13 protein-coding genes and 1 tRNA gene are annotated in these 12,491 nt (G+C 58.0%); all 14 read left to right on the top strand.

Annotated elements, in window-relative coordinates:
- On the top strand, positions 1 to 158 hold a 158-nt coding region (locus HMPREF1992_RS11150), incomplete at its 5' end, for a sigma factor-like helix-turn-helix DNA-binding protein (protein WP_021684739.1).
- 341 nt (positions 159 to 499) lie between these two features.
- A tRNA-Asn gene (locus HMPREF1992_RS04815) sits at positions 500 to 575 on the top strand.
- Between the two features lie 99 nt (positions 576 to 674).
- A complete protein-coding gene (locus tag HMPREF1992_RS04810) occupies positions 675 to 1,364 on the top strand; it encodes a class I SAM-dependent methyltransferase (protein WP_021684738.1) in 690 nt (229 codons plus the stop codon).
- 61 nt (positions 1,365 to 1,425) lie between these two features.
- Positions 1,426 to 2,238: a Nif3-like dinuclear metal center hexameric protein gene (locus tag HMPREF1992_RS04805; RefSeq protein ID WP_037358619.1), complete on the top strand. Its 813-nt coding sequence runs from the start codon at positions 1,426 to 1,428 to the stop codon at positions 2,236 to 2,238.
- Positions 2,239 to 2,266: 28 nt separating this feature from the next.
- The gene (gene lepA / locus HMPREF1992_RS04800) at positions 2,267 to 4,066 is read left to right on the top strand and encodes a translation elongation factor 4 (protein WP_021684736.1); all 1,800 of its coding nucleotides are present in this window, start codon (positions 2,267 to 2,269) and stop codon (positions 4,064 to 4,066) included.
- On the top strand, positions 4,056 to 5,222 hold the full coding sequence (hemW, locus tag HMPREF1992_RS04795; RefSeq protein WP_037358613.1) for a radical SAM family heme chaperone HemW: 1,167 nt from the start codon (positions 4,056 to 4,058) through the stop codon (positions 5,220 to 5,222). Before lepA ends, hemW begins: the two co-directional genes overlap by 11 nt.
- Positions 5,223 to 5,278: 56 nt before the next feature.
- On the top strand, positions 5,279 to 5,566 hold the full coding sequence (locus HMPREF1992_RS04790; RefSeq protein WP_021684734.1) for a hypothetical protein: 288 nt from the start codon (positions 5,279 to 5,281) through the stop codon (positions 5,564 to 5,566).
- A 187-nt stretch (positions 5,567 to 5,753) separates the two neighbouring features.
- Positions 5,754 to 6,104 carry an OadG family protein gene (locus tag HMPREF1992_RS04785; protein ID WP_021684733.1) on the top strand — a complete coding sequence of 117 codons (351 nt, stop codon included), beginning with the start codon at positions 5,754 to 5,756 and terminating at the stop codon, positions 6,102 to 6,104.
- 17 nt (positions 6,105 to 6,121) lie between these two features.
- Positions 6,122 to 7,249 carry a sodium ion-translocating decarboxylase subunit beta gene (locus HMPREF1992_RS04780; RefSeq protein WP_021684732.1) on the top strand — a complete coding sequence of 376 codons (1,128 nt, stop codon included), beginning with the start codon at positions 6,122 to 6,124 and terminating at the stop codon, positions 7,247 to 7,249.
- A 188-nt stretch (positions 7,250 to 7,437) separates the two neighbouring features.
- Positions 7,438 to 8,136: a precorrin-2 C(20)-methyltransferase gene (gene cobI / locus HMPREF1992_RS04775; protein WP_037358611.1), complete on the top strand. Its 699-nt coding sequence runs from the start codon at positions 7,438 to 7,440 to the stop codon at positions 8,134 to 8,136.
- Positions 8,137 to 8,147: 11 nt separating this feature from the next.
- Entirely contained in the window at positions 8,148 to 9,074 is a 927-nt protein-coding gene (locus tag HMPREF1992_RS04770) for an ABC transporter substrate-binding protein (protein WP_037358653.1), read from the top strand.
- Positions 9,071 to 10,042: an iron ABC transporter permease gene (locus HMPREF1992_RS04765; protein WP_021684729.1), complete on the top strand. Its 972-nt coding sequence runs from the start codon at positions 9,071 to 9,073 to the stop codon at positions 10,040 to 10,042. The genes HMPREF1992_RS04770 and HMPREF1992_RS04765 overlap by 4 nt, the downstream gene beginning before the upstream one ends.
- The gene (locus HMPREF1992_RS04760) at positions 10,039 to 10,830 is read left to right on the top strand and encodes an ABC transporter ATP-binding protein (protein ID WP_021684728.1); all 792 of its coding nucleotides are present in this window, start codon (positions 10,039 to 10,041) and stop codon (positions 10,828 to 10,830) included. The genes HMPREF1992_RS04765 and HMPREF1992_RS04760 overlap by 4 nt, the downstream gene beginning before the upstream one ends.
- A gap of 207 nt (positions 10,831 to 11,037) precedes the next feature.
- On the top strand, positions 11,038 to 12,303 hold the full coding sequence (locus HMPREF1992_RS04755; RefSeq protein ID WP_037358608.1) for an S-layer homology domain-containing protein: 1,266 nt from the start codon (positions 11,038 to 11,040) through the stop codon (positions 12,301 to 12,303).
- Positions 12,304 to 12,491: the final 188 nt, after the last annotated feature.

The following is a 12,491-nucleotide window of genomic DNA, read 5'->3' as shown; positions in this document are numbered from 1 at the left end:
TGCGCTTTGGACTCGAGGATGGGCGTTCGCGCACGCTCGAGGAGGTCGGGCAGAGCTTTGGCGTGACGCGTGAGCGCATTCGCCAGATCGAGGCAAAGGCCCTGCGAAAGCTGCGTCACCCGAGCCGCAGCAAGGTGCTGCGTGATTTTCTCGAGTAGTTGACGCGTGCGGAGAAATGTCGTATAATAAGCATATGAAAAGGGCACTACCGGTAAAACGGTCAGTTCCCAAACTCAGTATTAGGTAAGATTACCCGCCTAAAGTTGGTACCTGCAGGCGGGTTCTCTTATGCCCTTAAGGCTACGACACAGATCGTTATGAGAAATACGACTGTTAAAAAATCGTAAAGAGTCATAAGCATCGCCCCCTTCCAAGGGGACTAACCGCCTACCGTATGGCAGTGCCTGTTTTGATTGTAACACGTATGTTTTGCGAGTGCAACCAACATTTTGCTTGACATAGGGGGACGTTGCCCTTATAATATCAACGTCTGACACATTCCTCGATAGCTCAGTCGGTAGAGCGTCTGACTGTTAATCAGAATGTCACTGGTTCGAGTCCAGTTCGAGGAGCCATTTGTTAAAAACAGGAGTGTAACGCAGCAGTTACACTCCTTTCTTATGTCTGCAAAAATCTTTGTGATGTGAGTCCCAGGCGGAAAGGAGAGGGCACATATGCAGCTGGACGAACGCCTTGCGGCAATTGCTGCATTTGTTCCGCATGGCACAACACTTGCCGACATCGGCGGCGATCACGCCTATCTTGCCGCGACCCTCGTCATGGAGGGGACTGCGCGCCGCGCCGTTGTTGGTGACCTCAGTGCGGGAGCATGTGCTGCGGCACGCCGCACGACGCAGGCATGGCGCCTCACACGTGAGATCGATGTGCGGCAGGGCGACGGACTGTCGGTACTCATCCCGGGCGAGGCAGAGGCCATCGTCATTGCAGGCATGGGGGGAGCCCTGATTGCGCAGATCTTGGACGCCGCGCCTGATATTCTCACCGATGTGCAGACGCTCGTCCTCCAGCCCATGAATGGCGCGGCAAAACTGCGCTGTTGGCTTTACGAACATGGATGGGACATCGTCGATGAGACGCTCGCATGCGCGGGCGGACACCTTTACGAGATCATTCGTGCGGAGCACGGCGCCGCAGAGATGCCAGATGACGTATTTCTTCATATCGGTGCAAAAATCTTTGAAAAGCGAGATCCTCTTCTTCGGGAATATATTGAGACAAAGATCGCAAAGCTTACCCGCGCCGCTGCCGGCATGAATGCGAGCGAGAAGGCACGGCAGAGTGATGAGTACCGTGAAACGGTGTCGCTGCTCGCGGCACTGCGAACGATGCTTGCACTGTGCTGAATCCAAGCCGTTCCCTCACAGGCTCGGAGGGAGCGGCGATACAGATGCAAAGGAGGACATCATGCTTAGCTGCCAAACGATAATGAACGCGCTCGAGCGCCTCGCACCGCGCCGCCTTGCCGAGGACTGGGACAACCCCGGACTCCTCGTCGGCAGCTGCGCGCAGAAGGTCAGCCGCATCCTTGTCGCGCTTGACGTGGACGACGCCGTTACACAAGAGGCAATCGACCGCAGGGCAGATATGATTGTCGCACATCATCCCGCGATCTTTCGCGGCATGAAGCAGCTGCGTACTGACCTCCCGCTCGGGCGCCGCCTCACCGCTCTCCTCACGCACAATATAGCAGTTGCCGCCGCACATACGAACCTCGACATCACACATGGCGGCGTCAACGACGTACTTGCCGAACGCCTCGGACTCGAAAAGCTCTCCGCGTTTGTCATCACACATCAGGAGGACGGTGTGACCGAGAGCCTTGGGCGTGTGGGTTCGCTTCCAACGCCCCTGTCCATCGAGGACTTTGCCCATGCGGTCAAGGAGCGCCTCGGCGTCTCACATGTTCGCCTCGCTGCTGCTGCCGCGCGGCCTGTGCGCCGTGTTGCCGTATGCGGCGGCGCGGGCGCGGACTTCATCGACGATGCCGTGCGGCGCGGCGCGGATGTCTACGTTACGGGTGATGTAAAGTATCACGAGGCACAGCGCGCCGTCGAGCAGGGCATGCACATCATCGACGCGGGGCACTTCGGCACAGAGGCGCCCGTCCTCCCCGTTCTCGTGGAGCAGCTCTATGCAGAGCTTGCCGCCGAGCGCGGAGAGATTGAGATTTTTGTCACAAACACGCAGCGAGACGTGTTCGATGTGATCACATCATAAAGAAACAGAGCAGGGGAAAGGGAACACTATGGATCAGAAGCATATCCGCAATTTTTCCATCATCGCCCACATCGACCACGGCAAATCCACGATTGCCGACCGGCTCATCGAGTACACGGGCACGCTCAGTGAGCGCGAGATGGAGGCGCAGGTGCTCGACAGCATGGATCTCGAGCGCGAGCGCGGCATCACGATCAAGGCACAGACGGTCCGCCTCGACTATCGCGGCGAGGACGGTGAGATGTACGAGCTGAACCTCATTGACACGCCAGGGCATGTTGACTTCAACTACGAGGTCTCGCGCAGCCTTGCCGCGTGCGAGGGGGCACTTCTCGTCGTCGATGCAGCGCAGGGGGTCGAGGCGCAGACACTCGCAAACGTCTACCTTGCACTGGAGCACGACCTCGAGATCGTCCCCGTCATCAACAAGATCGACCTGCCGAGCGCAGAGCCGGATCGTGTAAAAACGGAGATCGAGGATACCATCGGACTCGACACGAGCGCAGCTGTTCTCGCATCGGCAAAGACCGGGCTTGGCATCAAGGAGATCCTTGACGCCGTCGTCGCATTCGTGCCGCCGCCGGAGGGCGATGCAGAGGCACCCCTGCGCGCGCTGATCTTCGACTCCTATTTCGACCCATACAAGGGCGTGATCGCAAACGTGCGCATCAAAGAGGGCTGCATCAAAAAGGGTATGAAGCTGAAGCTTATGGCGACGGGCAAGACCTTCGACGTGACGGATGTCGGATGCTTCCGTCCGCAGCCCGTCGATACGGGCGAACTCCACACAGGCGAGGTCGGCTTTATCGCCGGCGCACTGAAGGACGTGCGCGATGTGCGCGTGGGTGATACCGTGACGAGCGCGGAGCGGCCTGCGGCTGAGGCACTGCCCGGCTATCGCGGCGTCACGCCCATGGTCTTCTGTGGACTCTATCCCGAGGACAGCAAGGACTACGACAACCTCCGTGAGGCGCTTGAGAAGCTGCAGCTCAACGATGCTGCGCTCGTCTTCGAGCCGGAGACCTCCATCGCACTTGGCTTTGGTTTCCGCTGCGGCTTCCTCGGTCTCCTCCACATGGATGTCATACAGGAACGCCTCGAGCGCGAGTACAACCTCGGCCTCATCATGACGGCGCCGTCCGTTGTCTACCACGTCTACCGCACGGATGGGACGATGGTAGAGGTCAGCAACCCCGCCGACCTCCCGCCTACGACTGAGATCGACCACATCGAGGAGCCATGCGTCAAGGCGACCGTCATCGTGCCGAAGGACTACGTCGGCGCGGTCATGGAGATCTCACAGGAAAAGCGCGGCGTATTCCAGACGATGGACTACCTCGATGCAACGCGCGTCATGGTCATCTACCATATTCCGCTGAACGAGATCCTCTACGACTACTTCGATCGGCTGAAATCCGCGACGCGCGGCTATGCGTCGCTCGACTATGAACTCATCGACTACCAGACGAGCAATCTCGTCAAGCTTGACATCCTCCTCAACGGCGATGCCGTGGACGCGCTCTCGACCATTGTTCACCGAGATCGGGCCGTCACGCGCGGAAGACAGCTTGCTGTCAAGCTCAAGGGCATCATCCCGCAGCAGATGTTCGAGATTCCGATTCAGGCGGCCATCGGGAGCAAGATCATCGCGCGCGAGAACGTGCGCGCGCGCCGCAAGGACGTTCTCGCAAAATGCTACGGCGGCGACATCACGCGCAAGCGCAAGCTGCTCGAGAAGCAGAAGGAGGGCAAGAAACGCATGAAGGCGGTCGGCAGTGTAGAGCTGCCGCAGGAGGCATTTATGGCGGTGCTGAAAATTGACGAATGACACAGCCGTAAAAAAATGGGGCATCTATGCCCACATTCCCTACTGTGTGAAAAAATGTACATACTGTGACTTTTCTTCTGCTGCTGTGAGAAATGACACACGAGTGGAGATGGCAGACTATGCGGCGGCGCTTCGGGCGGAGATTCTGCGCGAGGTGCCGCCGCTTCGCACGCGTTGGGGTGACGCGGCGACCGTCTACATCGGCGGCGGTACGCCGACGGCTTTGCCGCCCGCATTCCTCACCGACATCTTAGAGAATCTTCGGAAGACGGCGGGAAATCCTATTGAATGTACCGTTGAGGCAAATCCCGGCACTGTGGACGAGGCGTATCTCACGCAGATCAAAGCAGCGGGAGCGAACCGTCTCAGCCTCGGCGTGCAGAGTTTTGACGACCGACTGCTCCGTGCCATCGGGCGCATCCATACCGCGGAGGAGGCGCGTGCGGCATTTCATGCGGCACGCGCTGCGGGCTTTACAAATGTCAGCCTCGACCTGATGTATGGACTGCCGACCCAGACTTTGGGCGATCTAAAACGCAGCGTGGAAGAAGCTCTTGCCCTTGCCCCCGAGCATATCTCCGTCTATGGGCTGATCGTCGAGGAGGGGACGCCGATGGCAGCGGCAGAGGCGGCGGGCAAACTTGCGCTGCCGAGCGAGGATGCGGCGGAGGAGATGTATGACTGGCTGACGGAGGCACTGCCCGCGTGCGGCTATCATCGTTACGAGATCTCGAACTTTGCGCGGCCAGGCTTTGAGAGTCGGCACAACCTCGGCTATTGGAGGAACGTGCCTTATCTCGGCGTCGGGGCAGCGGCGCACGGCTATGTCGACGGCGTGCGCTGGAGGAATGAGGCGGATACGCGCGCCTATATCCGCGGCATCCGGGAGGGATGTTCCGTCCGCACCCCTGAGGATGCTGTGCGTACCCGCGAGAATGCCATGGAGGAGTATGCCTTCCTCGCTCTGCGCACGGCGGAGGGCATTGATGCGGTCGACTTTGCGCGTACCTTCGATGCGGCGTTGGAAGATATCTATGGAGCAGTGATTGAGAAATATATTATAGAGGGCCTCCTATGCCGCACATCGACACATATTGCGCTCACGCCAGCGGGCATGAAGGTCGGCAACGAGATCTTTGCAGCATTTTTGCATTAAAGATTATTTTATGTTATGATGAGGACTGTAAAACGCTCTAATAAAGGAGAACTGCCATGAAAACACTCACTATGATCGAGATGGCGGGCTGCCCCTACTGTGCAAACGCACATCGTGCGATGGATGCACTCCGCGCTGAGGGCGGCACCTATGCCGACGTACAGGTTGAGTTGATCGACGAGAACAAGGAGCCTGCAAAGACACAGCCGTTCGCGGGACAGTACTACTATGTGCCGAGCATTTTCCTCGATGGTGAGAAGCTCTACGAGGCGCAGCCGGGAGACAGCTACGACAAAATTCTTGCCGAGGTAAAGCGCTCGTTTGACACGGCTGCCGCGGGTTAAAAATGATATGCATAAAAATTATGCAAAAGAGTCATAAGAAAAAACGAAAATAGACTTGTAAATTCATTGGAAATCCAGCATAATAAAAAATGTGCTATTTTCACAATATACATAAACCTTGCAGAAGTGTTGTGCATGGGTAACACAGCCCAATCTGCGAGGGGGAAAAACAAGATGAGGTGAGTTTATGCATCAACCCGTAACCGACAACCCATTCGTCATCATGATCATCAACATGGTAATCGTTTTTGCCGTGTTGATCGTGATCTGGGGGCTTATCGAGCTGACCCATCAGCTCGACCCGACGAAGAAGAAGGCAGATCCGCCAGCGGCGGAGCCTGCACGTCCGGCCGCTGCTCCTGCATCTGCACCGAAGGCATCCGCCTCGACAGGGATGAGCGCGGAGACTGTCGCGGTCATTGCGGCAGCTGTTTCTGCATGCGGCTACAGCGCTGAACAGATCCATGCGATCCGTCCGGCTGAGCAGCCCGCATGGCGCACTTATGCCCGCACGAGCGGCATGCGCACGGCACGCTAAGGAGGGAGTGATAGATTATGGATTTTTTTAATGCATTTACCGTCTCCCTGCAGGCCGTTGCCGATGGCAGTGGGTTCGTAGGCATGACGGGCGGCAATGTCATCATGATTCTTGTCGGCCTCATCCTCCTCTACCTCGCGTTTGCACGCGACTTCGAGCCGCTGCTCCTCAGCCCGATCGCGTTCGGCTGTATCCTTGCGAACATTCCGTTCAACGGCTTTGAGGAGCCGGGCGTTATGTCTGCGATTGGCATGGGTATCAAGTACGAGATCTTCCCGCCGCTCATCTTCCTTGGTGTCGGTGCGATGACGGACTTCGGACCGCTGATTGCACGTCCCTCGAGCCTTCTCATGGGCGCTGCGGCACAGTTCGGCGTCTTTGTTGCTCTCCTCGGTGCGATGATGCTTGGCTTCACGGCACAGGAGGCAGGCTCCATCGGTATCATCGGCGGTGCGGACGGTCCGACGTCGATCTACCTCGCTACGAAAATGGCACCACACCTTCTCGGCGCAATTGCTGTCGCCGCGTATACCTACATGGCTCTCGTTCCGCTCATTCAGCCGCCGGTTATGCAGCTGCTCACCTCCAAGAAGGAGCGTGAGGTCATCATGGAGCAGGCGCGTGAGGTCACGAAGTTCGAGCGTATCGCATTCCCGATTGTCTCGACCATCTTCATCAGCCTTCTCCTCCCGTCCATCACAGCTCTTCTCGGTATGCTCATGCTGGGCAACCTCTTCCGTGAGAGCGGCGTGACGGATCGTCTCTCCGATACGGCGCAGAACGCGCTCATCAATACGGTCACGATCTTCCTCGCGCTTGGCACGGGTCTCACGATGAGTGCAGAGAGCTTCCTCGTTACCGAGACCATCCTCATCATCTGCCTTGGTCTTGTCGCCTTCATCTTTGGTACGGCGGCAGGCGTTCTCCTCGGCAAGATCATGTGCCGCGCAACGGGCTGGAAGGTCAACCCGCTCATCGGCTCTGCGGGCGTTTCCGCTGTTCCGATGGCAGCACGCGTCAGCCAGATCGTTGGCATCAAGGCAAAGCCGGGCAACTACCTCCTCATGCACGCCATGGGTCCGAACGTCGCAGGCGTTATCGGCACGGCTGTTGCAGCAGGTACGATGCTCGCGATGCTCATGTAATACAGGTTACCCAATCTCTCCTAAAAATTTCGGCAACAGGATAGCTCCCTGCTGCCAATATATCCCTAGCAATTGACAAAACCCTTCTTCATAGGTACTATGGGGGAGGGTTTTTCGATTCCCTCTATCGCACTGTTCTTCCACCGGTGCGGATGTGTGAAAATATGATGAAACGGAAGGAAGATTTTATGCGCGGAACATTCTATGGCATCGGCGTCGGTCCCGGCGACCCGGAGCTGCTCACGGTAAAGGCAATCAAGGCGATTGAGGCGGCAGACGTCCTCATAGCGCCCAAGACGGAGAAGAAGGAGGGCAGCGTCGCCCTTGAGATTGCACGCCCGTATCTCAAGAAGGACATCGAGATTGTCTATCAGGTCTTTCCAATGGTTAAGGATTTTGCAGAGGACACGGGTGCCTGGGAGGCAAACAAGGCGGAGATCTTGGCACTCCTGAACGAAGGGAAGAATGTTGCGTTCCTGACGCTCGGCGATCCCATGTTCTTCAGCACCTATATCTACGTATTTCGCCTCCTCGAGCATGAGGATGTGGACATCGTTACCATTCCGGGCGTACCGGCCTTCATTGCGATCGGTAGCTACGTTGGGCGGCCCATCGTCGAGGGGAATGACGTGCTTGCCATCATTCCGGGGACGGCGGACAAGAAGCGGCTCGAGGAGGTTATGGCAGTTGCGAGCAGCGCTGTCGTCATGAAGGTGTACCGCAACTCCGAAGAGATCATCGACCTCCTGCGGCGCAATGATATGGCGAAGGAGGCTGTGCTTGTCAGCCGTGTCGGTCTTGACGGCGAGCGAGTCATCCACGATCTTGAGGCACACGCGGACGAGAAGCTGAACTATCTCTCCACGATTCTCACGCGAAGGAGTTGATGATGATGATGATGAAACAGTGGACACTCGTCCTGCTCCTCCTCTGCTCTCTTGTGCTTACGGCGTGCGGTGCTCCATCAGCTGAGCAGACGACGCAGGGCGGCTATGCGACGATCACGGACGACAACGGACGTACGGTCACCTTTGACAAGAAGCCGGAGCGCGTCGTTGTCACATCGGCCTCCTTTATTGCGCCGCTCTACGCGGTCGGAGGGGAGGTCGTCGGCCGTCCCGTGACGAAGTCCAAGGTGCTTCCCGCGGCAGAGAAGGCGGCGACCATCGGCCCCGTTTACCAGATCGATACGGAGAAGATCATCGCGCTTACCCCCGATCTCGTCATCATCAACAAGGGCATGAATGAAAAGCTCATCGAGACTCTCGCGGCGAATGACATCAAGACGCTCGTCATCGAGATGAAGAGCTACGAGGATGTAAAGCGCGAGATTGGAACCTTTGCTGCGCTCACGGGTGAGAAGGCAAAGGGGGACGAACTCGTCGCGAAAATGGACGCAGACATCGAGGCGGTACGCACCTCCATCCCGCAGGAGAAGAAGCGCATCTCCATCATCCACAGCACGGGGCAGGGACTCTCTGTCCAGCTGGACGGCAGCATTGCCGGCAGTATCGCGAAGATGCTCGGATGGGAGAATACAGCGGCGGGGATGCCGGCGCTCGACAAGAACCCGGATGCTGCGCCCTACAGCATGGAGACGCTCGTCGCGCAGAACCCGGATATCATCTTTGTGACGAGTATGGGGGAGGAGGCAGAGATTCGCGCCTCGATGGAGGCGATGTTCGCCGAGAGTCCCGCGTGGCAGAGCGTCGGTGCGATCCGTGACGGACGCGTCTACTACCTGCCGCAGGAGCTCTTCCTCTTTAGTCCCGGCATCGAGTATCCGGCCGCGGTGAAGTATATGGCGAGGCTGATCTATCCATGAAAAAGCGCATTGCATTGCTCCTTCTCTTTGCCGCACTCGCTGCATTTGCGATGCTGCTTTCTACAGCGAAGGGCTCTGTCGATATCCCCTTTGGAGAGATTCTGACGATCCTTAGCGGCGCGCGTGATACGGCACACGCGCAAATCCTCTGGAACATCCGTCTGCCCCGCACGATCGTCGCAGCTCTCGTCGGCATCAACCTCGCGCTCTCGGGCGCGATTCTGCAGGCGATTCTCAGAAATCCGCTCGCCGACCCGCACATCATCGGTATCTCCTCTGGGGCAGGTCTTGCGGGCATCTTTATCATGCTCATGATGCCGGGGGCGGCGTGGCTCATCACACCAGCTGCGTTTGGCGGGGCGATGCTTGCGGCACTCCTTATCTACATCCTCGCGTGGCGCGACGGCATCCGTCCGACGCGCATCATCCTCGCGGGTGTGGCGGTGTCGGCATTCCTCGGTGCGGGCATCTCGGCCATGATGATCCTCTACAGTGACCGCGTACACAGTGCACTCATGTGGATGGTCGGCGGACTCTCCGCGCGCAGCTGGCCGCACGTTGAGATGCTGCTGCCGTACACAGTCGCAGCGGGACTCTGCGCGCTCCTCGCGGCACAGCGGCTCAACATTCTCCAGCTTGGCGACGATATGGCACGCGGCATCGGTCTTGCCGTTGAGCGCACGCGCATCCTCCTCACGGCGGTTGCCGCTCTCCTCGCTGCGAGTGCCGTCTCCGTTGTGGGCCTCCTCGGCTTTGTCGGACTCATTGTACCGCACGCCGCTCGCCTGATGATTGGCTCGGACTATCGCTTCCTGCTTCCTGCAGCGATGTTGCTTGGGATCGCCGTCGTGACACTCAGCGATACAGCGGCGCGGCTGATGTTCTCGCCGCTCGAACTGCCTGTGGGGATCATCATGGCAGTTGTTGGTGCGCCGTTCTTTCTCTATCTCCTGAGGAGGCAGCTATGAGTGCGGGAATGGGGGCGCAGAATCTCTGCGTGAAGATTGCGGGCAAGGAAATTCTGCATAGCTTGAACGTCAGCATCGCAGCGGGCTCGCGCACGGCGATCATCGGACCAAACGGCGCGGGCAAGACCACTCTCCTGCGTGCGCTCGCGGGGCTGAACCGTCGCTATACGGGGGACATTCAGCTCGACGGGCGTGAGCTTGGGACGTACTCAGAGAAGGAACTCGCGCGCGTGCGAGCCATCCTGCCGCAGGAACGTACGGCGGCACAGGGGCTGACCGTGGAGCAGCTCGTCACCTACGGACGCTTTGCACATGCGGGGCTCTTTCAGACGCGTGCGGGTGCTGAGGACCGAGAGGCCGTTGCGTGGGCGATGGAGACCGCGCATGTCGCGGCGTTTGCCGAGCGCGAGGTGCATACCCTCTCCGGCGGTGAGCGGCAGCGTGTCTTTCTCGCGATGGCACTCAGTCAGCGGCCGCGCCTGCTGCTTCTCGATGAGCCGACTACCTACCTCGATGTCGCACATCAGCTGCGCGTCATGGAGATCATCACGCGGCTCAATGAGGAGCACGGCATGACGATCCTCATGGTGCTGCACGACATGGCACATGCCATGCAGTATGCCGATGCCATAGTCCTCGTAGAGCGTGGACACGTTGTCGCTACCGGTGCTCCCGCCGAGGTGCTCACCGAGGCGCGCATCGCCGATGTCTTTGGCGTTGCGGTCGAGATCTTTACGAACAGCCGCGGCGTCCGTGTGCCGTCTCCTGTGGCGCTTGTGGAGGAGTGAGGCTGAAATGAGCAAACATAAGCTTAAAATTACAACCAAGTATAAATTTTTTTGACAATAGGGCTTGCAATTTGTTTTTTTACGTGGTATGATGAAATCGTTCCAAGGGAAGAGAATAAATCGCAAAAAGGAAACATGGACACTTTAGCGACATCTCACTCCTTTGGAAATCAGATACTATCTGTTTTACAGAAGGAGGAGTTTCTTATGAAGAAGACTCTCGTATCCGCACTTGCAACGGCTCTCGTTGTCGGTGCAGCAAGCACCACGTTCGCTGCTGCGAACCCGTTCTCCGATGTGCCCCGTGATCACTGGGCATACGATGCTGTAACCCAGCTCGCTGCTGACGGCGTTGTTGAGGGCTACGGCGACGGCACCTATCGCGGTGACCGCAATATCACGCGTTATGAGATGGCGCAGATGGTTGCAAAGGCGATGGCGAAGGACAACATGTCCGCATCGGATCGTGCACTCGTTGACCGCCTCGCGGCTGAGTTCGCTGATGAGCTGAACAACCTCGGCGTCCGCGTCACGAAGCTTGAGCGCAACGCTGACATGGTGAAGTGGAACGGCAAGCTCGAGTACACCTACACGAGCGAGCGCCGTGACGTGCCGTTCACGCGTGATGGTGTGACGAAGAAGAAGCACAACGCTGATGAGGTTCTCTTCCGCCTCGAGCCGAGCGCAGAGGTCAACAATCACTGGCATGTGAACGCACGCCTTGATGCTGGTTACAACATGGATAAGGACGACAGCTCCAGTGTTGTTCTCAAGCGTGCATGGGCACAGGGCGACTACGACAACTTCTCGCTGAAGCTCGGTAAGATGGAGTTCGTCACTGCTGAGGGACAGTACCAGGCTCCTGGCTCCATCGTCGCTGATGGCGAGTTCTCCGGTGCAGAGGCTAGCTTCGGCAAGGATCTTCGGGTGAAGCTCCAGGCTGGTCGTTACAGCCACGGTGGAGACTTTGCTGATACGGCCAACTATCAGGGCGCAGAGCTCCAGTATGAGAATGGCAGCCTCCAGGCTGGTGCCGCTTACTATCGCTTTGGCTCCGCTGACCTCAATGGCGCATATAGCCTCAAGCCGAGCAAGGACAAGATGAACGTCTGGGCACTGAACGGCGGCTATCACTTCGACAAGAACATTGCTCTGACGGGTGCATATGCACAGAACGCGGATGCGAAGATCTACAAGAAGTCTGGCCAGGTCTCGCTTGAGTACAAGGGCGCAGATGCAGCGGACAAGGGTTCGTGGGGCGCGTACGTCTCCTACCGTCATCTCGGCAATGCCTCCGTTGAGGGCACGTACGATGGTGCACTTCGCTACACGAAGGGCGTTGAGCTCGGCACGAACTACACGATCTGGAACAATGTTGTTCTCTCCGCAAAGTACTTCAAGGGCAAGGACTTCACGAGAACGACGGATGACAAGGTCTCCAAGCTCTTCGGCCGCGTTGAGTTCCTGTTCTAAAAGGTTCACGTCACAAACTGCGGCGCTTGCCGCATAGGAAAATCCCCCTCCCGTTGGAGGGGGATTTTTGGTTATATGAGAAGGCTGGAATATACTTAACGTGAAGCTATATTGCCCATAAGGTTTCCGCAAGGGGGTGTTGCACGAACGCCCTTATCGGCTCGCTGTGCTCGCCACTTCCCCCGCTG

The sequence above is a fragment of the Selenomonas sp. oral taxon 892 str. F0426 genome, from assembly GCF_000468035.1.
Taxonomy (GTDB): domain Bacteria; phylum Bacillota; class Negativicutes; order Selenomonadales; family Selenomonadaceae; genus Centipeda.
This window is presented reverse-complemented; position numbering and strand designations above follow the sequence as displayed.